Source organism: Leptospira ainazelensis (assembly GCF_016918785.1).
GTDB classification, from domain to species: Bacteria; Spirochaetota; Leptospiria; order Leptospirales; family Leptospiraceae; genus Leptospira; species Leptospira ainazelensis.
This window is the reverse complement of the sequence record NZ_JAFFPT010000079.1, coordinates 443,285-465,000: the sequence shown is the minus strand read 5'-3', so window position 1 is coordinate 465,000 and position 21,716 is coordinate 443,285. Positions and strand designations below refer to the sequence as shown.

General features: G+C 43.2%; 19 protein-coding genes, 2 tRNA genes and 2 pseudogenes (1 of these 23 cut by a window edge). 14 read left to right on the top strand and 9 right to left on the bottom strand.

Annotation, left to right across the window (positions count from 1 at the left end):
• From infA to JWG44_RS20960, 8 genes are all read left to right on the top strand, one after another.
• On the top strand, positions 1–199 hold the 3' portion of the coding sequence (gene infA / locus JWG44_RS20995; protein ID WP_001040194.1) for a translation initiation factor IF-1. It extends 20 nt beyond the left edge of the window; only the last 199 of its 219 coding nucleotides appear in the window; its start codon lies beyond the left edge, outside the window; the stop codon is at positions 197–199.
• Between the two features lie 8 nt (positions 200–207).
• Complete coding sequence (gene rpmJ / locus JWG44_RS20990; protein ID WP_000868428.1) at positions 208–321, top strand: 50S ribosomal protein L36; 114 nt, start codon at positions 208–210, stop codon at positions 319–321.
• Between the two features lie 5 nt (positions 322–326).
• The gene (rpsM, locus tag JWG44_RS20985; protein ID WP_118967643.1) at positions 327–704 is read left to right on the top strand and encodes a 30S ribosomal protein S13; all 378 of its coding nucleotides are present in this window, start codon (positions 327–329) and stop codon (positions 702–704) included.
• 2 nt (positions 705–706) lie between these two features.
• Positions 707–1,114 (top strand): 30S ribosomal protein S11, encoded by a 408-nt coding sequence (gene rpsK, locus JWG44_RS20980; RefSeq protein WP_118967644.1) that lies wholly within the window; start codon positions 707–709, stop codon positions 1,112–1,114.
• Between the two features lie 11 nt (positions 1,115–1,125).
• Positions 1,126–1,749, top strand: a complete 624-nt coding sequence (rpsD, locus tag JWG44_RS20975; protein ID WP_069608365.1) for a 30S ribosomal protein S4 — start codon at positions 1,126–1,128, stop codon at positions 1,747–1,749.
• Positions 1,750–1,771: 22 nt separating this feature from the next.
• Positions 1,772–2,749 carry a DNA-directed RNA polymerase subunit alpha gene (locus JWG44_RS20970; protein WP_069608364.1) on the top strand — a complete coding sequence of 326 codons (978 nt, stop codon included), beginning with the start codon at positions 1,772–1,774 and terminating at the stop codon, positions 2,747–2,749.
• 1 nt (position 2,750) lies between these two features.
• The gene (gene rplQ, locus JWG44_RS20965; RefSeq protein WP_205276991.1) at positions 2,751–3,293 is read left to right on the top strand and encodes a 50S ribosomal protein L17; all 543 of its coding nucleotides are present in this window, start codon (positions 2,751–2,753) and stop codon (positions 3,291–3,293) included.
• 539 nt (positions 3,294–3,832) lie between these two features.
• Complete coding sequence (locus JWG44_RS20960) at positions 3,833–4,906, top strand: fibronectin type III domain-containing protein (RefSeq protein ID WP_205276990.1); 1,074 nt, start codon at positions 3,833–3,835, stop codon at positions 4,904–4,906.
• A gap of 60 nt (positions 4,907–4,966) precedes the next feature.
• Here JWG44_RS20960 and JWG44_RS20955 read toward each other — a convergent pair whose 3' ends face one another.
• The 3 genes from JWG44_RS20955 to JWG44_RS20945 form a co-directional block, all read right to left on the bottom strand.
• Positions 4,967–6,841 carry a putative Ig domain-containing protein gene (locus tag JWG44_RS20955; protein ID WP_205276989.1) on the bottom strand — a complete coding sequence of 625 codons (1,875 nt, stop codon included), beginning with the start codon at positions 6,839–6,841 and terminating at the stop codon, positions 4,967–4,969.
• A complete protein-coding gene (locus JWG44_RS20950; protein ID WP_205276988.1) occupies positions 6,825–8,471 on the bottom strand; it encodes an FG-GAP repeat protein in 1,647 nt (548 codons plus the stop codon). Before JWG44_RS20950 ends, JWG44_RS20955 begins: the two co-directional genes overlap by 17 nt.
• Positions 8,472–9,412: 941 nt before the next feature.
• Positions 9,413–11,422, bottom strand: coding sequence for a 1-acyl-sn-glycerol-3-phosphate acyltransferase (locus tag JWG44_RS20945; protein WP_205276987.1), 2,010 nt, complete (start codon positions 11,420–11,422; stop codon positions 9,413–9,415).
• A 360-nt stretch (positions 11,423–11,782) separates the two neighbouring features.
• On the opposite strand from JWG44_RS20945, the gene JWG44_RS20940 reads away from it, so the two are divergent.
• From JWG44_RS20940 to JWG44_RS20925, 4 genes are all read left to right on the top strand, one after another.
• The gene (locus JWG44_RS20940; protein WP_205276986.1) at positions 11,783–12,817 is read left to right on the top strand and encodes an ATP phosphoribosyltransferase regulatory subunit; all 1,035 of its coding nucleotides are present in this window, start codon (positions 11,783–11,785) and stop codon (positions 12,815–12,817) included.
• Positions 12,818–12,854: 37 nt separating this feature from the next.
• Positions 12,855–14,132: an adenylosuccinate synthase gene (locus JWG44_RS20935; protein WP_205276985.1), complete on the top strand. Its 1,278-nt coding sequence runs from the start codon at positions 12,855–12,857 to the stop codon at positions 14,130–14,132.
• A 75-nt stretch (positions 14,133–14,207) separates the two neighbouring features.
• A tRNA-Lys gene (locus JWG44_RS20930) sits at positions 14,208–14,280 on the top strand.
• Between the two features lie 17 nt (positions 14,281–14,297).
• Positions 14,298–14,372, top strand: a tRNA-Glu gene (locus JWG44_RS20925).
• 267 nt (positions 14,373–14,639) lie between these two features.
• On the opposite strand, the gene JWG44_RS20920 is transcribed toward JWG44_RS20925, so the two are convergent.
• Positions 14,640–15,500, bottom strand: a complete 861-nt coding sequence (locus JWG44_RS20920; protein ID WP_205276984.1) for an isocitrate lyase/PEP mutase family protein — start codon at positions 15,498–15,500, stop codon at positions 14,640–14,642.
• Between the two features lie 535 nt (positions 15,501–16,035).
• Between JWG44_RS20920 and JWG44_RS20915 the strand changes: the two genes are divergently transcribed.
• Positions 16,036–16,428, top strand: coding sequence for a hypothetical protein (locus tag JWG44_RS20915; RefSeq protein WP_205276983.1), 393 nt, complete (start codon positions 16,036–16,038; stop codon positions 16,426–16,428).
• Positions 16,429–16,528: 100 nt separating this feature from the next.
• Here the strand turns inward: JWG44_RS20915 and JWG44_RS20910 are convergent, their stop codons facing one another.
• From JWG44_RS20910 to JWG44_RS20900, 3 genes are all read right to left on the bottom strand, one after another.
• A complete protein-coding gene (locus JWG44_RS20910; RefSeq protein WP_205276982.1) occupies positions 16,529–17,467 on the bottom strand; it encodes a TIGR02757 family protein in 939 nt (312 codons plus the stop codon).
• Entirely contained in the window at positions 17,464–18,360 is an 897-nt protein-coding gene (locus tag JWG44_RS20905; RefSeq protein WP_205276981.1) for a hydroxymethylglutaryl-CoA lyase, read from the bottom strand. Before JWG44_RS20905 ends, JWG44_RS20910 begins: the two co-directional genes overlap by 4 nt.
• Positions 18,361–18,503: 143 nt before the next feature.
• Complete coding sequence (locus JWG44_RS20900; RefSeq protein WP_205276980.1) at positions 18,504–19,040, bottom strand: DUF1564 domain-containing protein; 537 nt, start codon at positions 19,038–19,040, stop codon at positions 18,504–18,506.
• 149 nt (positions 19,041–19,189) lie between these two features.
• Between JWG44_RS20900 and JWG44_RS20895 the strand changes: the two genes are divergently transcribed.
• The gene (locus JWG44_RS20895) at positions 19,190–19,954 is read left to right on the top strand and encodes an ABC transporter ATP-binding protein (protein WP_205276979.1); all 765 of its coding nucleotides are present in this window, start codon (positions 19,190–19,192) and stop codon (positions 19,952–19,954) included.
• On the opposite strand, the pseudogene JWG44_RS20890 reads toward JWG44_RS20895, so the two are convergent.
• Both JWG44_RS20890 and JWG44_RS20885 read right to left on the bottom strand, forming a co-directional pair.
• Positions 19,955–20,609 (bottom strand): annotated as a pseudogene (locus JWG44_RS20890) (hypothetical protein).
• Between the two features lie 33 nt (positions 20,610–20,642).
• Positions 20,643–21,635 (bottom strand): annotated as a pseudogene (locus tag JWG44_RS20885) (hypothetical protein); the annotation flags it as partial.
• Positions 21,636–21,716 lie beyond the last annotated feature (81 nt).

Below are 21,716 nucleotides of genomic sequence, written 5' to 3'. Positions count from 1 at the left end.
CACAGTCGATGGCACCGTACTTGAGCCCCTGCCCAACGCGATGTTCCGTGTAGAATTGGAAAATGGCCATAAAGTTTTGGCTCATATTTCCGGAAAGATGAGAATGCACTATATCCGGATTTTGCCGGGTGATAAAGTTACGGTAGAACTCTCCCCTTACGATCTTTCTAAGGGTAGAATTACTTACCGCAAAAAGTAGGAATTGTTATGAAAGTAAGAACATCAGTTAAGAAAATCTGCTCTAGCTGCAAGGTTATCAGAAGAAAAGGTGTAATCCGCGTGATCTGCACCAATCCGAAACACAAACAAAGGCAAGCATAAGAAATATGGCGCGTATTGCAGGTATTGACCTTCCAAGAGAAAAAAGAATTGTTATTGGATTAACCTATATCTTCGGAATAGGAAATTCCTTGTCTAGAGGAATTTTGAAAAAAGCCGGAGTAGACGAAAAGATTCGCGTAAAAGACCTCAACGAGGCTCAAGAAGCGGCGATTCGTAAGGCGATTGAAGAAAGTGCAAAAGTGGAAGGGGACCTGCGTTCCGAAATCCAACTGAACATCAAACGTTTGATGGACATTGGATGCTACAGAGGACTCAGACATAGAAGAGGTCTTCCGGTAAATGGTCAGAGAACCAGAACCAACGCCAGAACCAGAAAGGGCGGCAAGAAGACTGTAGCGAATAAGAAAAAGGTAACTAAGTAATCATGGCTGACGATAAGAAATCCAAGAAAGAAAAGAAAGTTAAAAAGAAGGAAAAGAAAGTTGTTCCTCGCGGGAAAGTTTATATCACCGCTTCCTTCAATAACACGATCGTAACCATTACCGATATGGCCGGGAATACAATTTCTTGGTCCACTTCCGGTGCGATGGGATTCCGTGGATCTAAAAAATCCACTCCGTATGCGGCTCAGATCGCTGCGGGAAATGCGGCTGAAAAAGCAATGGATGCCGCTGGTTTGCAAGAAGTTGACGTAATGGTTTCCGGACCCGGCATTGGTCGTGAGTCTGCGATTCGTTCTTTGGTTGCCAGAGGATTGAACATTAAGATGATTAAGGATGTGACTCCATTGCCTCACAATGGATGCCGTCCACGTAAGAGAAGAAGGGTCTAAGGTAGTTTAAGATGGCAAGATATAGAGGTCCTGTTGTAAAAATCATGAGAAGAGAGGGAGTCGATCTCTTTCTTAAGTCGAGCTATACTTTTAATAAAGATAAATTCCACCGCAAAGGGCCTCCTGGTATGCCTACTAAGCGGAAAGGAAAAGTGTCGGAATACGGCGCACAGCTTCGCGAAAAACAAAAACTCAAAAGAGCTTACGGTCTTTTGGAAAAACAATTCCGCAGATACTACGAGGAAGCTTCTCACGCGCACGGTGTGACCGGTGAAATTCTTTTGCAACTTTTGGAAAGAAGATTGGACAACGTCCTTTATCGCCTTGGTTTTGCGGTAACACGCCGCCAAGCGAGAAACTTCATCGCTCACAGACATATTCTTGTGAACGGAGATAGAGTGGATATTCCTTCCTACAGACTCAACGTAGGGGATAAAGTGGAAATTCGCGACAAGTTTAAAACTTCTACCTTCATTGCTGATAACATTCGTTTATCTCAATCATTGCAGGGAGTTCCATCTTGGTTATCGGCAGATTACACAAACTTTGGCGGGGACGTTACGGCATTGCCTGAGCGCCACCATATCGATCTACCGGTTAAAGAACAGGTAATCGTAGAGCTTTACTCTAAATAAAATCTGATAGAAGGGTCTCAAATTGTCTCTCAAAAGCTTACTTAAAGGGTTTAAACGTCCTAAGAAGATAGAATTCAACACGGAAGCGAACACCCCGAATTACGGGAAGTTCGTTGCAGAGCCTTTTGAAAGGGGCTTTGCCACAACTATCGGTAACTCTCTCAGAAGGACTCTTATGTCCTCGATCGAGGGAGCGGCGATTTCTGCGATTCGTATCGAAGGGGTGAATCATGAATTCTCCTTTATCGAAGGCGTTGCGGAAGACGTAACGAGAATTATTCTTAACCTAAAACAAGTTCGTATCAAATACGAGCCGGAAGAAAAGGATCAGAGTAAAATCATTCATCTCGAATTGAAAGGGGCCGGATATTTCAGAGCGGGAGATCTCGCAGTGGATTCTTCCATCGAAATTATGAATCCGGACCTTCACATCGCGACTCTCAATGAAGACGCAAATCTCATTATGGATTTGGAAATTCAAAGAGGAAGAGGATACGTTCCTGCGGAAGAAAAGAAAAAAGATATCGAAGTCCTTGGAACGATTCCTGTGGATTCTATCTTTTCTCCGGTTCAAAAAGTAGTTTTCGAAGTTTCCGAGACCCGTGTCGCTCAGAGATCCGATTACGAAAAATTGACTCTGGAAGTTTGGACGGACGGTTCGGTTTCTCCGGACGACGCTGTGGCTCAAGCGGCTAAAATTCTAAAAGAGCATCTTACAGTATTTATCAATTTCGAAGAAGAACTGGAAGAAGAAGACGACGAACTGGATGAAGCTGACGAAAAACTCAAGGCTTCCTTGTCTAAACATGTGGAAGAATTGGAACTCTCCGTTCGTTCTCTCAATGTGCTGAGAAGTCTGGAAATCGACTTTATCGGTGACCTCGTGAAGAGATCCGAAGAAGAAATGTCGAAATCCAAACACTACAGCGACCAGTGTCTACAAGAGTTGAAGACGAAACTTTCTACTCTCGGTCTCTCTTTCGGAATGAGGGATTTCTAAAATGAACAAAAGAAATAAAGTAAAACATTTAAACCGCAACAAAGGTCACAGAGACGCGCTGATCAATAACATGATCACTAGCCTTTTTAAGTATGAAAGAATCGAATCCACTCAGGCAAAATTGAAAGTGATTCGTTCTCATGCTGAAAAATTGATTACTAGAGCCAAGAAAAATCTCGCAGTCGATCTGAAACCGGAAATTCAACTTCACAACAAACGTGAAGTGATGAAAAGAATCAAGGATCGCGAAGTTGTCGTAAAACTTTTCGAAGATATCGCAAAACGTTTTGAAAGTACGAACGGCGGTTATACTCGTGTTCTGAAACTTGTGAACAGAGCTTCCGACAATTCCGAAGTTGGAATCTTAGAACTTACTTCTAAAAAAGACAGAGCGTCTCTCTTGAAAGAAAGAGAAGAAAAACGCGAAACTCAAGCAAAAGTAAGAGAAGATAAAAGAACCGCGAGAAAATCCGGCGCTGCTCCTGCGCCTGCAAAAAAAGAACCGGCTCCTAAAAAGGAAAAAGAAACCAAAAAGAAAAAGTAATCGACCAACAATGGTCCGATTGCCAAGTTTTTTTCTTGGTAGAAAAACCCGGTTCGCCGGGTTTTTTATTTTCTCATAGCAGACCCGTCTTTTTCCTTTCCAATCCGAATGTTGTGTATTTGACGCAAACGATGCTCCGTCCATATTTTTCTCCTAAACTTACCGGTTTCCCTTTTGTGAAAACTAAGTCATTTTTGTTGTCGAGATGAAAAAAGGAGTTCCTACTTTTAAAAAATACAAAAGAGATGTCTGAGTTTTGTTGCGGAACGGATATACTTACGTTCTATACTTTTTGTTGAAAAAAAATTCTGATTTACTATCAGGAATTGGATATTTAATAAATATTTATATCATCCTATAAAAAATGATCAACAGAAAAGGGGTAGGCTGTTGCTTTTAGTAGATGAGCCTTTGCTCGTAATCTACTGAGAGTTTGAGAATTGAGTTTTCGCATGATGGATTCGTCTTCAAAATTGTTTAAAATATTCTTCCATAGAAATTCTTTTCTCCTGAAATCTTCCTTGGGGATTCCTCTTTTTTTGCTCCAATTTTCGTGTATGGAAGCGGAGAAATTTAGTTTTGATTCCAGCAATCCTGCAGGACTTCTTTTGCAAGTCGCCGTTCCCAATGTTTTATCGGGGAGTGGTGGAAAGGTAGGCAATGTAAACCCTGACTTAACTTTTAGTGCGGCGGCCGATATTCATTCCGTTAAATTGAGCTGGGCCGCAAACACAGACGGATCTCGTTATAAAATTTATTCTTCTCCAACTTCGTCAGTAACGACAAATTCTCCAGAGATCACCGGAGGTGGCTCCACGGAGAATAGTTATTCCCATTCGGGTTTGAATGGCGGAGAAACCCGTTATTACCTTTTAGAGAAAATTCAAAACGACGGCACAAAGTCTTATTCGGAAATCGTTCAAACTAAGACGTATTACTTGCCTTCCGACGTTTCAAATTTGGTACTTTGGCTCGATGCGGAGTCAGGAATCGCCAAGGACGGCGCCAATAAAATAATGACTTGGACCGACCAGGCAAATGGGAATGTGTTCACAAGATACTACGCGAATCAGGAACCGTATTGGTTGCCGAATTACAAAAACCAAAGACCGTTCGTACAGATGAGTAACGCGGAAGGAAGATTTTTTTCCGGTTCGGGGGTGCCGATCTCCGGAAGCGAATACACGATTTTCTTTGTCTTGGAACAAAACGCAACTTCCTTTGCGAGCGAAGGGATTCTTCACTTATCCGGACCGGGTGTTACTCTGATATTGAAGTATTACGGTTCTCAACTCAACGTCAATAGCGGGGGCGGAGATTTTAGAAGCGATTCCTATGCGACCAATACGGCTCATATTTTAACGATGCAATTCAGCGCTTCGGGTACTTCGATGTATGTCAACGGAGTCTTACATAAGTCCACCACCAATGTCTATCCCGTTGTGGGAAATAATCTTTCTTACTTAGGCGTTTACGCGGGAGGCTCGGGTTTAGATGCGAAAGTCGCCGAAACTCTTATTTACGATCAGGGTGTGAGTTTGGGCGATCGAACGAAGGCGGAATGTTATCTCGGTTTTAAATACGGTATAACCGTATCCCATGTTTGTAATTGATTTTCTTTTTTTGGAAAACTCTTCTTCGTAGATTTTTTATAAAACGAATCCTTCGAGTTTTTATCGATTGAATACGTAGACGGCTCCGGAGTTCGGTTTACCTTCATTCCAATTTTCTAATGTCCCTTGCGCAATCGTGTTTTGTCCGCTATCTTCCTGGGGGGCTCCGGCAATCACCGTGTCTCCCGAGATTCCGACGCTCATTCCGAACCAATCGCCCGATTGTACATTTTTCGCTTTGATATACGATTCTTGTGTCCAAGTTGTTCCGGTTCTTTTATACACGTATGTCGCTCCTGATTCCGCTAAGGTGTTATCAGTGCTTGCGGTTGTTCCATTTACGATTCTATTTTCGTTTCCGTTTTCCCAATAGGTTCCTATAGCGACAGTTTCTCCCGAAAGTGCGACGGAATATCCGAACAAAATCACGGAAACTGGATTGGACGGAATGATGGAGCCTTGTTGAACCCAGCTAACTCCGGTTCTTAAGAATACGTAAACGATTCCTTCGGCGGCTCCGGGCGCTCCTGCGACAATCGTATTTCCTTCCAGCGCAACGCTATAACCGAGTTGATATCCTGTCGGAGCGCTGTCGGCTTTTAAGTAGGATTCTTGTGCCCAATTGGTCCCGGTTCGATTATAGACGTAGACCGCTCCCGCCGACCAGGCTGTGTTGTCGGCGCTGGAAGTATTTCCGTTTGTTATTGTAATTTGATTGCTGGCTTCTCCGATCGCGCCGACGGCGATGGTATCTCCGTTCACTGCCACGCCGAATCCGAACGAGTCTCCGGCTTCTGCGTTAGACGCCTTTAAGTAGGCCTCCTCCGCCCAGTTGGTTCCGGTTCTTTTATAGACATAGACCGCACCTGCGCCCACTGCGGAATTGTCCGCACTCGCCACAGCTCCGTTTGTTATCGTAATTTGATTGCTCGCTTCTCCGATCGCGCCGACGACGATCGTATCTCCGTTGATTGCCACACTGTAGCCGAATGAATCCCCAGCTTCCGCGTTAGACGCCTTTAGATATGCCTCTTCCGTCCAAGTTGTTCCGGTTCTATGATACACATAGGCTGCACCGGCGCCTCCGGCGGTATTGTCCGCACTTGCCGGCGCTCCGTTTGTTACCGAGGTTTGATTGCTACTTTCGAAATATGCTCCGACTACGATCGTATCTCCCGATATCGCCACGCTGTATCCAAACCAATCGCCCGTTTCCGCGTTAGACGCCTTTAGATAGGCTTCCTGTTCCCAAATGCCGTTTGTTCTTTTGTAAACATATACCGCTCCGGAGCTGTCCGCGCTATTATCGGAGCTTGACGTCGCTCCGTTTGTGATCGTAGTCTGGTTACTGCATTCAAGATAGGCGCCCACCACCATTGTATCTCCGTCAATAGCGACCGCATTTCCGTAATAATCCGCGATGTCCGAGTTTGAGGCTTTTGTAAACGCTGCGTTTCCCCATTGAGATACTGTGGGGGTTAAACTTAAGACGGTAGTTGTTTCGTTGCCGAAGTTGCTGGCGGTAATCGTGAATTCGGAGACACTCAGGACTTCAAGGGGAGTTCCCGAGATAAAACCAGTTTTTGGATTGATCGTGATACCTCGAGGAAGAGAAGGAGAAACTGAGTAATTTGTCGGGGTTCCCTGAATGCTCGGGCGTAACGTCGGGATCGGTACGAGCTTAGCGTATTGATAGGAAGGTATCGAATATTTGAGATTGGTAATCGGGGGATCCGTTGTGATAAAAAAGTTGAGTAGAAATTGCTGTTCTTCGCCGCCCTTGAGACAATTAAAAAAAGAAAAAATACAGAAGAATATTATAAATATAGAATGCAATTTTCTGTCGTTATAATTTTTCGAAGAGGTTTCCTTTTCCCATCGACTGAAATTTCGATTTCGGACAAGCGCGGTCTGAAAGCTATTTTTGAAACACATACGCGGCTCCTGCTCTAAACGCGGAATCATCGGCGCTTGCTGCGCTACCGTTAGTAATCGTGTTTTGATTACTACATTCTTGAGTTGCCCCGACTACTATCTTATTTGAGTGAACGCCCACACTCCAACCGAACAAGTCGGAACTTCCCGGGTTTGGGGCCTTTAGATACGATTCCGCGCTCCAACCCGCAGATTTACTAAAAACATATACGGATCCAGATTGAGGCATTTGTTCGTTCCAATGACTTAAACTTCCGTTTGTGATCGTGGATTGATTGGAGGATTCGTTGATTGCTCCCACAGCGATTAGATTCCCGTTGATTGAAACGCTGGAACCGAATTGATCTCCGCCCTGTACATTTTTAGCTTTTAAGAATGCGCTCTGAACCCAAGTTGTTCCCGTTCGTTCGAAGACATAGGCCGCCCCCGCGCTACCGACGGAATTATCGGAGCTTGCAACGGATCCGTTCGATACTTCGTTTTGGTTGCTGTCTTCGAACGGTGCGCCGATCGCAATTGTATCGCCGGAGATTGATATTTTTTTCCCGAATTGATCGTTACTATCCAAATTGGAAGCCTTGAGAAAGGCTTCCTGATTCCATAAGGCTCCGACTCTTCTGAATACATAAGCAGCTCCGGAGTTGAACTTGGTATTGTCCGCGCTCGCAGTGGTTCCGTTTATCAATCCGGAAAGGCTACCTTCTTGGGGAGCTCCTACTACGACAGTATCTCCCGAGATGGCGACGGTGGAGCCGAAGTAATCGTTGTTATCCGGATTCGGGGTTTTGAGATACGCTTCCTGCGTCCAGATAACACCCGTTCGTCGAAAAATGTATGCAGCGCCTGAATCGGTTCTAGAATTATTCGCACTCGCAGTCGTTCCGTTTGTGATAAAATTCTCATTGCTGTCCTCCCAATGAGCGCCCACTACGATGAGATCTCCGTCGATGGCTACGCCGGAGCCGAATTGATCGCCCGCGCCAAAGTTAGGCGCCTTTAGAAGAGCTTCTTGAGCCCACGTTGAAGTATTGCTGTCGAAAACAAAAACGTAAGCGGACCCAGAACCGCCGTTTCCGGTCGCTCCTACCACGATCGTATTTCCTGAAATCGCCACACTCCAGCCGAATCGATCGTTTGTGTTTGTGTTGGAAGCCTTTAGATACGCTTCCAACGTCCAGTTCCCGGAAGTTTTACGGTAAACATAAGCCGCACCCGAGTCCATTGCGGATGTATTCATACTTGCCGGGCTTGCGATCCCGCCGTTTGTGATTCCTATTTGATCGCTACTTTCTCGGTAGGCACCAATCACCATCGTATCTCCCGAAATCGCAAGGCTATGCCCGAAGAGAGCTCCTCCAAATCCTACGTTATTCGCCTTTATGTATGCTTCGTTTTGCCAACCCGCAATCGTAACGGGAGACGATGGATCCGCGAAATCCACTCCCCCCGTGGTTGTATCGGATGGTCCCGGTCCCTGGCCGGTAAGAAGCAATAAATCGAAATTGTTTTTGGGTTCGTATTGGCAATGGGAGAATAGAACCAAAAGATACAAAGAGCAGATCCAACGGAAAAGTTGAGTATGAAAACTCTTTCTTTGGATAGATTTTTTTTTGTTCTCTTGGTATTTCATAAAATTTGCCAATCAGAAATTCTCTTTGGCGCAAAGTCCGTGATAATCTACCTCAAAAGATAAAATACGTCCCCGCTTGTTATAAATTAGAAATCTTTAATTATTAATCGCGCCGCATGGAGATTGCGAGTGCTAACCTTCGCGTTTTTAGAGTAAAGTAAACCGTCACGGGATAGAGAGATCGTTTCGGTTCTATCGTACGGAAGTTGGTTCGGTTTGAGATGTTTTTCGGAATTGTAAAGAAAGACTTCCTCGATTTGTATTGGGAGTTCCTACTTTAGTTCGGTTCACTGAATTTCTTTTTTACAAAAGCCATTCAAAGCCGATTCTTGAGAAAAAACCGAGGGTTTTCAGAAATCATACCCTCTGATAACATTTTTCCGAACACTTTGAGAAGAATCCGAAGTTCTTGACCGGATCCTGGATCGGATTTTTTTCCAACATTCTTCGGAATCAAATTCGGAAAGTAACAGCGGTTTAGAAAAGCACATTCATCGACTCGATCCACGGTTTCAGTATCGTTTCTATGGATCCCTCCCTCTCAATGTAGGAACTCCTTTTAAAAAAAGGGTTTGAATCGACATAATTCTTTAGGGATTGGTCGAAAAACGTGGATCGTTTTTCAATTCTTTTGAATCAAGATAAGAAAGTGAAAGAGTAGAATCGGTATTTCCGAAAGGCAAAAGGTCTGACGGTTATGTTAGATCCTTCGAGATTCTTCTTAAAAATTTATCAGCGGCGGAATATTCAGAGATTATATTGCTTTCGAATCGGAAGATTAAATCCGAATCGGATAGGAGTTTGAGCCTTTGGAAAAAAATAGACCCAAGATCGTTTCGAGATAGCAAGTCGTTCTCAAGCGACCCGGTTTTATTCTTTTGATCGAGAGCCGATCAAAAGCCAAAGCCCCGTTAAGCCGGAACTTTGGTCTTTTGGGATTCTTAAACTCTCGCGAGTCTTCCTTCCATCATCTCAATGATTTCACTCATGTTCTTTTTGTTGATCACGATTTCATAAGCTGCGGCGAGGACCGGAGTTTCGGACGTGATCTTCATCAGATTCGGCATCACCTTGAGTCCGTAAAAACCGTTCGACATTCTTTCGGAAGGAGATCCGTAGGCGATATCGTATCCGGTCTTTCTGTCCTTTGCATCGGTTCCAAAACAAGAGAGCATAAAGTCGGTCAATCCGGAGAGGCCCTGGAACGTTTCCGGTTGTCCTCCCATTTTCGTTCCGATCTCGGTCATCTCCGAGAAAAAACGATTGGAAAGATGGAAGAGAGAGTTGTCTACGTTACCGCCTAGGGTCTGCGTAAAATATCCTTCCACGATTCCCATCGCAAGAGCGTAGATCGTTTTTAGAGCTCCGCCTAACTGAACTCCTTTGATATCCGTCGGAATTTTTGCAGGTCTTGGAAAGATATAACCGGTCGTGAAAAGTTTTTGCACTCTCGGAATCAGAGACGCGTTAGACGCTGCGATCTCAAACCCGGAGATTTTTCTTTCCATGATCTGATCCGGATAACAAGCGCCGGCGATAACACCCAAACGATCGTCTTCCAATCCGAAGGCGGTCTGAACCTCGTCCAAGATCAGACCCGTGCTCGTAAAACCTTTGATTACGTTGAAGAAAGGAGCCTTGTTTTTGCTGAGAAAAGGTTGGATCTCCGGATAGACGTTGATCAGTTCCCAAGGATTGGTTCCTTGGATAAAAAGGGTCGCGGTTCTAAGAACTTCCGGATCGGAAGTGAAGATCAAATTCGGAGGAAGTTTATAGAGAGGATAGTATTTTAATTCTCTTCTTTCCGTGTTACATTGTTCCGTATACGTTTGATCCGGATGATAGAGATAAACCAGAACGTCTTTGTTGGCGAGTAAGGTTGCCACAGCGATGGACATACTGCTCGCCCCGATGACGACGATCTTCTCTTCCGGTTCTTTCGGAATTTTGATGAGAATGTTTTTACCCGAAACGTCCCCTTTGTAGAGGTTTCTATAAGTCCCGTGCTGGTGTTTGTTTAAGTTCGAACCGACGAGAAGCGCGAGGTTGTCGATGAGAAATTGTTTTTTATCCCCGTGTTCCGGAAACTGAAGTTGTTCCACGTCTTTCGGAAACGTCTCCATGTGTTTTCTGGAAAGCTCTCCAACTAACACAGGTTTACCGATAACGATTTTTCCGTTTACCTGATTGAACAACAAACTTGTGGTTGGAAGAATCTTATCGGTTTTTTCCAAGGAGATCGGAATGATGACCTTGTTTGCAACGTAGTGATAGACGGTTTCGACAAAAGGCATCAGTCTTCCGTCTCTCGAACGAGTTCCTTCCGGGAAGATGGCGACGATTTTTCCGTCCGACTGAAGTTTTTGAGAATGTCGGAAAGCTCTCATGTTGATCTTAGTCATCACGTCCGAAAGACTCGGGTTGTCAGCCATGTCTCTTTTCGAACAAACCAAAAGAGTTCCGAACATATAAAGACCGAGGCGGGTAAAGTCCGGTTCGTAAGCGAGTCTTCCCGCGATAAAGACCAATTGTTCCGCGATCGATTTCCCTTCGGGAGAACAGTTATAGAGCTGATGAAAGATTGCGGGCGCGTCTAAGTGAGAAAGGTGATTCGAAATCAGTGTGATCGGATATTTTCCGAGAAGGGGTTTGACCAATTTGAGATTGTCCACACCTTCCACCGTAAATTGTTTCATGATCGGAGAAAGAAATTCCATCATAAATTCCCGGGATCTCTGTTCGGGAGAAGTGTAGACGCCGACGCTTTCGAGAAGATTCGGTTCTTTGAATACGTCCATTACCGGAGGCATGGGAGTTACGGAGGATAAGTATAAAAACTTCTGGAGAATCTTCTTGGCTTCTTCTTCCGTCATTCCGGAACGTTTGAACAAGTGAATGTTTTCGAAAAATTCTTTCTGCCATTTCCCAACGCTGGATTCTTTCTCAGCCATCAATCTTACTCCTGGTCTTTCGATAAAAATTCTTTTTCATCCGGTGGAAGCCGGGTTGTTCGCATTCCGATATGATCTTTGAAAGAGAATCGGGGTTTAAAGTCGTTTTCGGTTTACTCCGAACGGAAAGAAATTTCCGAGTCGGAATCGGATTCTTGCGAATCCCGGGCTATAACCGAGAAAGGCCTTTTAGAAGGACTTGCCCAAATCGTCGATATAAATCGGAAGATGGAGAGAATCCGCTGAATCGGATGATAATCATCTGTTTGGAATGGGAATTGTCATTCTATTTTTTTAAAAAGGTTTGAAATCTGACGTCTGGGTTTTGAACTGTATTTTGGAACTGAAGTCTTCCAAAACATGAATCAAAAACTCCCAGAACCCAGCCAGAAAAAATGGATCCCGGACGGGTTTCACTTCCTTGGTCCCGAAGACAGCAAAGACAGACGTATCTTACTCGAAACGGTCTCGGGAGTTCTTAAAAAAAAAGGATATTCCGAAGTATTCTTACCCGCATTTGATTACAGCTCGACCTTTTTGCAGACGGTTTCCACACCCGATTCTTCTTCCCTCTTTCGAATCCGAGATCTTTCCGGAAATGAAATCTCGCCAAGCATCGATTTAACGGTGCAAGCCGTAAAGGGGATGGCCGGTTTTTCGCATCAAAAGGAGAATCAGAATATCTTCTATGTGGGAAGAATTTTTAGGGAAACCGTGAAAGGGAGCGTGTCGCGAAAAGAAGTTTTGCAGATCGGAGCCGAATCCATCGGAGCTTCCGGAAAGGAAAACACACTTCGGATTTTGGAAGAATTGGATGAGATCATCTCTCTTCTTCCCTTGGAGAACGAACTCACCCTCGTACTCGGAAACGTAAATCTGTTTCATTCCATCGTTCAGGAGTATTCTCTTTCCCAGAGCGAGATCGAAATTCTATCCAAATTGTTATATCAGAAAAACGTAAACGAGATCGAAAGAATTTTCGGAGAAAAGAAGAATCACTCGAATCTCATTCGTTTGTTAAACGCACTCGTCCTCAATTTCAATCTGGATTCTTTGAAGAATTCTTTAAATCTGGATTCTCTTTCCGAAAATCTCAAAAAAAGTCTCGGGATCGTTTTGGAAGAAACTTCTTGGCTTTTGAAAGCCTGGGATTCTAAAAAAAGAAAGATCGATCTTTGTATCGATTTTTCGCTTTTAAGAGATTTGAATTATTATACCGGTTTTGTTTTTCAAGGTTATCTCCAAGGTTCTCCCGATCCGGTTCTTACCGGAGGAGCTTATGATCATCTCTATGAAATGTTTTCCGGAGTTCAGAAAAACGCAAGCGGCTACGCACTCGTAGTAAACACGTTAGAGGCGTCCTTGAAATCCCCTCTCTCCGATCTTCGATCATGAAACGTAATTTTACCAAGCAGCAATTTGAGGAAAAACTATGCCCGCATCGTTAGTAGTAGGAACCCAATGGGGTGATGAAGGAAAAGCGAAAGTTATCGACTTTCTCTCTAAGGACACGGACATCATCGTTCGTTATCAGGGCGGGGCGAACGCCGGTCATACCGTCGTTGTTCACGGAAAAAAATACGTCTTTCATTTGGTTCCTTCCGGGGTGATCTACGACCAGACGATCTGTGTGATCGGTAACGGAGTCGTTTTGGATCCTCTTTTCTTTATTGAAGAATGTGATCGTCTTCAGAAGGAAGGTTTTCCTGTTTATGACAAACTTTTGTTAAGCGACGCCTGCCATCTTTTGTTTCCGTATCATTCTCAGATCGATTCCGCAAGAGAGACCACTCTCAGCCAGGAACACAAGATCGGGACCACAAAAAAAGGAATCGGAGTCTGTTATGCGGATAAGATGATGAGGACCGGTTTGAGAGTGGGGGATCTTTTGGACGATTCCTATCAATCGCGTCTCAAACACCTCGTGGAAGAAAAAAACCGGGAGTTGGAGAAACTCTACGGAATGCCCCCCGTTTCCTACAACGAGATCAACGAAGGTCTGAAATTCTTCCTTTCCAAGGTTAAGAAGAATATTATAAATACTGCATACTATCTGGACAACGAACTGAAAAAGGGAAAAAGAATCCTTTTGGAAGGCGCACAAGGAACCGGTTTGGATGTGGATTTTGGAACGTATCCTTATGTTACGAGCTCCAATCCTACGACCGGAGGGGCTCTGATCGGAACCGGAATTTCTTTCCAACATCTCAAGCACGTGATCGGGATCACAAAGGCTTATACGACGAGAGTGGGGGAAGGTCCGTTCCCAACGGAATTGTTGGGAGAACCCGGAGAAGCGCTTCGTCAGAAGGGCGGAGAATTCGGAGCTACTACGGGACGTCCGAGACGTTGCGGTTGGTTTGACGCGGAGATGTTGAAACATTCGGTTCGGATCAACGGAATCACTTCGATTGCTTTGACTAAGATCGACATTCTTTCCGATTATGATTCGATTCCGGTTGCGGTCGGTTATAAACTCAACGGAAAAACTCTGGATTGTTTTCCATCACAATGTCTGGAAAAAGTGGAAGTCGTCTATGAAGAGTTCCCCGGTTGGAAGACCGACATTTCCGGAATCAGTGAATTCCAAAAACTTCCTGAAAAGTGTAAGGATTATATTTCCACTCTGGAAAAATTGATCGGGGTGAAGATCAATCTTGTATCAACGGGTCCGGATCGTAAGGACACGATTCACGGAGATTCTTTTTAAGGAATCGGAGTATTTTTTCAGCGTTTTTGATTGACCCAAGACACTCGAAAAATACCGTGTATTTCGTAACGCTTCGAGTCGTTAGCTCAGCTGGTAGAGCAATTCCCTTTTAAGGAATGGGTCCGGGGTTCGAATCCCCGACGACTCAAAAGAACGTTCTGATAAGCCGCCATCGTCTAGTGGTTAGGACACAAGATTTTCATTCTTGGAACAGGGGTTCAATTCCCCTTGGCGGTACCACTCTTTTTCGGTTCTAACCTGTTTTTCTCAATCACTCACGAGATACATTCCATTTTTTGAATATCCTGCAAAGCCGATTTGGTATGTGAATCCTCCCCGTTCTTTCATTCCGATAGTAGGCTCCTCTTTTATTCGATAGAAACCGGGGGGAGATACGAACCAACTTTAAGAGGGTTTTATAAGAATTATAGGATACTGGAAGAAAGTGCAATCGTTTGGCAAGTCTTACGTCCGTTTCTCTCATTGATTCTGCGGTGAGAATCGACACTAAATAATACTTTTGTTTCCTTTATTTTCACGAAGTGCATGATCGGTTCTGAAAAATTCATTGAGATTTTTAAATGGGATATTCGATTTCAACGTTTCGAATGATCCGGTTTTCAGGATTGTTTCCGAAACTTCCATAAAAGTGCTCCATGCCGCACGAACTAAGGCTGAACCTAAGGAGATTCTCCTGACTCCCATTGAGGCTAAATCTTCAACGGAAAGTCCTGTATAGGAACCCATCAACACATTTACGGGTACGTTATCCGCAACATCTAAGATGGATTGGATTTCTTCTCTTGTACTGATTCCGGGGGCGTATAAGACGTCGGCTCCCGCGTCCTTATACGCAGCCAATCTTCTTTGTGCGTCTTTGAGTGCGTTCGGAACGGATAATAATACACTTTCTGCACGTGCAGTTAAGAGAACATTTCTACCCGAACTTTCTATCGCTTTTTTTGCAATTCGAATTCTTGAAACAGCGGTTTCTAAATCGAACAAAGGTTCCTTGGGATTTCCGGTCGCGTCTTCTATGGACATTCCCGCAACACCCGTCTGCGCGCAGAGTCTTACATTCTCCTCTAAGGACTTAAGATCAGAAGCATAGCCTGATTCAAAATCCGCACTGACCGGAATGTCGGTCGCTTCGACTATCTCCGTAATATGAGCGAGCATTTGATCTCGAGCAATGGCCCAGTCAGTGTCAGGTAGTCCTTTAGAAAACGCGAGGCCGGCAGAAGTGGTTGCGAGAGCTCGAAAACCAAGTGACTGGAGGTAGCGCGCAGTTCCGACGTCCCAAGGATTTGGGATCACAAAACAACCGGCTTGATGGAGCTTTTTAAAATCTTTCCGCGAATTTTGCATCTATTTTCGTAGATTTGCTTTCACAATCCGATTGGATGTGAACACCCTGGTAGTATTTATAATTTTAAGATAATGTCTTTGCGAAATGAATTCACGTTTATATAGGGATTCTTCAATCTCCAAAGATTCAAGTAAAATTTTGAATTCGATCGTTTCCGGGATGAAACGCTTTCTCATAAATAGAAGTAAGATATTTTCCTGAATGGATCTATAATTTTAGCTTCGCATAACAATGTCATTATGGATGATCTTATCTTTTCAGTTTAGAGCTTGTTCCAAAACTTTAAAAGAAATCGCCTTTAACATTCGTTAAGTTTGTAATAAAAACGCGGGTGTTCCCACAGATTACTTTCCCTAAGCAGCTTATGAACTTCCTAACAAACTTATTATTGTTAAATTTTTATTGGAGTTCCTACATTTCTTAGTTTTGGGATAAGCCATTATATAACATGAGCTAATTTTCCTGGAGATTCAATTTGACATTTTCTTTTGTGGATTCGACTTATCAGAATATTTTTCAAATGAGAGGAATTCTATGAATTCAGGAAGAATGTTTTTTAGGTTCTTGGTTATCTTTACGATTATAACCTCAACTCAATTCTTTTGCTCCACATACTATCAGTTTCAAGGGAAGGATACTGTAACGATAGAGGAAGCAAAATTAGAAATTGACACGGCTGCTTTTTTCGCAGTCCTGGCGGTTCCGAATTCGCTAATGCGTCCGAGTTCGATTCTTACCTTGCCTTCGCTTACGATTGCGGCAGGTTTACCTGCGCCCAAAGTTGATGATGTAATTTCCTCTTCCTTGTATGATGAGGCAGAAGTTAAAAGGTGCGCCGCTTCTATTTCTTCTTCGATTATCCTGTCCGAGAGTTTAGATTCCGGGTTTATTGCGGCGAGCGCTTGTAAATTAAAAAAGCTTCGATGATTCTAAGCTTTTCAGGCTATAATTTTTTTTCCCTTTATAAAACACAATTTGTGGGAACTCCTTTTTAAAAGGGATTTTGCAAGAACCGACTTTCGGATTCTTACTTACTAATTGATTTTTTGAGAGAATTTTTGCCATAAACCGAGCAAATCGTTTTGATCTGGCAGGTCTCACAGAGTTCAATCACGTACTTTGATTTGCATTGTCTTAGGATCCCTAATCGACTCAGGGCAAAATCTCCGCGGACCGGGTCTTCCGGAAAAATTTTTCGAAAAAAGGCCGTGATTTCTTCCGCCTTCCTCCAGTCGGCTGTTTTTCTCGAACTGATTTTCAGAACACTTGCGATTCTTTGAATATGAATATCGAGGGGAAATATGAGCTCTTTTTCCGATATGCTATTGTAAATTCCTAAATCCGGGAATCTCTTTCTAACCATCCAACGAAGATACATGGAATACCTCTTGAGGGAGGAAGTATTGAGTCCTTGTCCGATAAGAAATTTGTATCCGTAGGAACTCATATTTTTTGGGCTTATCTTTTGTGAGATCGCTCTAAATCGCATTTGGAAGGAAAGAATTCTTTGACGAAGGCTTCCTCCTTTTTGTAGGATCTCCTGCTCTTTGACATTGAGTTCGAATTCTCCATCTTGTGGCATGGAAAAGAGGGATTCCAAACTTTTGCATGGGTCGGCTTTGAGATGTTCTTGGAGGGTTTGGAGAAAGAGAAGCGTGTCTTTTGGTTTCTGGAAACGATAGGGTTTGAGTTCTTTTCGGATCAGAGAGAGGTCTTGCTTTAGGAGGAAGTCGTGAGGGGAGTTCCCACAAATTGAGAAGAGGTTCCTAAGGTGGTTCTTGATTGCGGTGACGTTTCCATAAGAAAAAAGGGCAGAAATCAATCCGGAAACCTCCTGATCTCCGGAGTTTGTATAAGAATGTGGGAACTCTATCGGATCACTGGAAAGAAATTCAGGAGATTCGTATTTCTTGAATATTTTTTCTAATGTCTTTTTAAGTTTTTCTTCAGAGACGTTAAGATTCAAGCTTCTCTTTTTTTCTTCGCCGCTATGTAGGTTCTAGATTGAAGATCCCTAGAAATCGCTTTTTCCATAAAAGCGGAGGCTTCCCAGAGAAGACTTGGATTAATCCCTGTGGGAACTCCTGACTTTTCGAGAAAGTAGACCAGATCTTCGGTTGCTAAATTTCCGGCCGCACCTTTCGCATAAGGACATCCCCCGAGTCCTCCTGAAGAAGAATCGAAAGATCGGATTCCCATAGAAAACGCTTTCTCCACATTCGCAATTGCCATTCCGTAAGTATCGTGAAAATGCCCCGCCAAATAATGGGAGGGGATTTCTTTTAAAAGCACCTCAAGCAATCTTTCTACCTCTGTGGGAACTCCTGTGCCTATTGTTTCCCCAAGAGAAATTTCATAGGCTCCGAGTTCGAAGAGGATTTTAGATACTTCTAATACTTTTTTTGGATCTACTTGTCCTTCGTAAGGGCAATCAATTACTGTCGAGACATATCCTCGAACTTTGATTCCATCCTTTCTTGCCTCTTCAAAAATTTCTTTAAATCCGTTGATAGATTCGGTTATCGTGCGATTGATATTTTTTTTAGTAAAGGATTCCGAAGCTGCAGTAAAGACAGCTACCTCTTTATAACCTGCAATCATTGCTGCTTCATATCCCTTTAAGTTTGGAGTGAGGGCAGAATAATGTATTTTATCTTTGAAGTCTAAGAGAGAGGAGAGTTCGGTGGCATCTGCTAACTGAGGGATGGATTCCTTTTTTACGAAAGAGGTGACCTCAATGTTTTTTAGACCTGCTTTAATTAGAAGTTGAATATATTCGAATTTATCCGATGTGGAAACCGGAATTTTCTCATTTTGCAACCCGTCTCTTGGACCTACTTCTGTGATTTTTACTTCCATTCTCCTCTAAACTTTTCTTTTTCATTTGGATTGGGCAAGTACTAATAGAATTATTTTTTATTCTAAAAAATAATTAGGAGTTCTTACAATTTATTCTCAGCCAGTCTAAAAAGCACAAAATTTCGAATTCTCACGGGTCAAATTCAAGTTGGCGGCTTCTTTTTTGATCGATAAGAATCGATAAAAATTTTTGCTGGTTCTACTTGAAGGGATCGAATGAGTCTATTGGTTTCGAAGTGAATATCCCACTTAAACTGGTAGATTCCTTTTGAGGTGGGAACTCCCTGGTAAACCTTTTCAAAGAGAGATTCTCCTACTCCTATTTCGTCAAGCCAGAGAAGATAATTTACTAGAAAGCACCTTGAGACTCCGTGCGTTGCAGCGAGGACGCTTAGAAGATTCCAATCCGAATTCTTCATTCTGAGATTCAATTTTTTAAGAGGTCCCTGATCTCGATTGTAAAGAATCTTTCCGGCTTTGGAATGAAGTCGTTTTGAGGAGACTAAGTATTTTTGATACTTTCGAATGAGAGGGGCGAGTTTCTTCGGAAATTCCTTCCTCTCTTCTTTTGACATGGAGAGAATTCGAGCTTCTGGAATGAGGAGAGTCACGATTTCAGATTTCCTGTCTTCGAAAACGGATCGGATTTGCCTTTCTGAGTTTAAGATGAATATTCCCATACTTTTTTACGGTTCTTGAAATCGATTCGAAAAAGGGGAAAAGTAAGATTTTGGTTAAAAAAATTGTGAAGAATTAAGAAAAAAAACGCTGGGAGTTCCTACTTTTTAGAATTCTTGTCCTTGTTATATGACTCGCATATTTTGGAAAAATGTCGGATTCTGAGAAAGCCATAGAAATTAGGGGACTCAATTTACAATTTGAAGAAAGAATCATATTGGATTCTATTTCTATTGAAGTGGCCCCGGGGAAAATCCTTGGAATTCTGGGGCGTTCTGGTTCCGGAAAGACTTCCCTTTTTCGTTCTCTTTTGGGAGTTCCCACATTTAAGAATGTAGAGCTGCGAGGTTCTATTTTTTTCTTTGGGAAATCCCGAGGCGAGATCCCAATTCATCTTCTCCAGCCCGTTTTTCAAGATTCAGTCAGCAGTTTTAATCCTTCCTGGTCTTTAGAAAGAGCTCTTAAGGAACCTCTTCGTATTCTCGGTGGAGAAGTTGCGAAGCGAGGAGAAGAATCCTTTTATGAGTTCCTACATTCTTTCCAACTTTCGGGAAAAGATCTCAATCGAAATGTTCTCTCCTTCTCCGGAGGGGAACTTCAGAGGGCATCGATCCTTCGAGCGCTTCTCACGGAGCCGAAGGTTCTTTTCTTGGACGAGGCGCTCGGTGCCTTGGATCCGATTCTTCTGAATGAGGTCCTACTTTTTCTTAAGAAAATCACTCGAGAAAAAAAACTAACGATTCTTCTCATAACTCATAACCTAAGGACGGCGAGAAAATTCTGCGATCAAATAGGAATTTTGGAAAAAGGAAAACTTTTGGATTTTGGGAAAACGGAGGAGGTTTTTACGAATTATAAGAGCGCTTTTACGGGGGAACTCATTCGTGCGACCGATCTGAGCTCCCTCCGCGTTTGATCAGATATCGATCTGATAGAGATTCTTTCTATCTTTCTTGTCTTTATACAAAGCGATCATGATATCGATCCGGTAAATCGAAGATCTTAGGCTGGACTCTAAGAGCCTCAGAGCCTTGATCTGATTTTCCAGAGAGATATCTCCCACTTTCGTATTCTCTATTTTGTCGAATCTTTCGAGTTTGACCTGAGATGCCAATACGTCCGGAGGAGAGAAAATCAGTCTCTTGTTTTCAAAAGCAAATTCATACTGAATTCTTTTTTTCTCAGAGGCGAGTTCAACTTCCTTGATTTTGCCGCCCTCAAATTTGAAACGAACGTACTTGAGCAAGTTGCTCTCATATCCTTCGTCAAAAGTAAAAGGGATGTCTTCCGTGACGATTGTTTGCACCTTTTCGAGTTCCGGTCTCAGAATTACGAGAAGAGAATGTTTCTTCTCTAAATCCGTGAGTCTCTCATTGATCGTGGTTTCCAGATCTCTTACGATTTTCTGAAGGGATTTAGTGTAGGAACTCCCATGTTCAGAAAATACGTCGGAACGACTCAGGTCGTCCTGCCCTTTCTCTTTGGACTGCGCGAACGCAGAAACGTTAAGGAGGAAAAGCAGGATTGTGAGCCAGGTGATTTTTTTCATAAATTCCTCCAAGGTTCAAGATAACAGAAGAAAATTGAAAAAAGCAAACCCTTTTTCAGTCGTTTTTGTTTTCCTCTTCCAGGGACTTGATCTCGGCAAAACGTTTCGCAAGGTCTCTTCTCCTTTCTATAACCTTGTAGGAGAATTCGGAAAAGAAAGGATCGTTCGGATATTTGAGAAGTTGTTCGTATTGGTCTGCGGCGGTGACATAATCGCCGACCTTACTCGCGGTTTCCGCGAAGAAAAAGTGAAACTTCTTATTGTATTGTTTTTTTTGTCCTAGGTCGTCGACGAGTTCCGTATTCTTAAAAATTCTATAAGCGTAGAGGTCCTTGGAAGATAAGAGTTCGATTCTTGCTTTTCCCATTCTTGCGTCGGGACTTTGTTCGTCGATTCGGGAGGCTTCCTTAATATAGAGAAGGGCCCTGTTTTTGAGATCGGTTCGTATGTAGTGATCCGCTAAAAGAAGAAGCGCCTCCGTATGAAAGGGATTTAGGGAGACGGCTTTTCTCCAGAGAATCGTCGCGTTGATCGGTTCCCTCGTGGTTTCATACAACGTTCCTAAATGAATGTAGGTCCTGTAATATTCCGGAATTTCGGAACTTGCATATTCGAACTGAATGATCGCCTTCTGGTATTTTTTTTCCAAGTGGAAGGCTCTTCCCAAATTGTATCGAAAAGGAAAGAATTTCGGATCAAAGCGGATTCCTTCTTCCAACATGGAGATTGCCTTCGTCCGTTCTTCCGTTTTCCCTTTTTCTAAAAGAAGAACCGCCTCGTTGTTGAAACGTCCGGAATTGAGAATTTCCTTTCCCTCAAAGATAAAACTTCCCTTGGAAGGAGGCGGATCTCCCTTCCAATTTCTTCCCGCGCTGAGAATGAAATCCTGTTCCGATCTTAAAAAAGAACCGTCGTTGTAGTATTCCGGGGAAAGAATTTCGTTTTCTCCCCAGAGAAGTCCGGAATAGTATTGCCCTCCGATATTCAGTTGTCCCTGAACGGGGGCATTGAAGAAGAGAAAGAAAAAAAGGAAGGGAATGAGAATCCGGAGCTTTCTTAAGAAAGTAGGAACTCCTCCGTGGAGAACGGAAAAAACGCATTGTAAATTCTGTTTCTGAGGAGAGTCTGA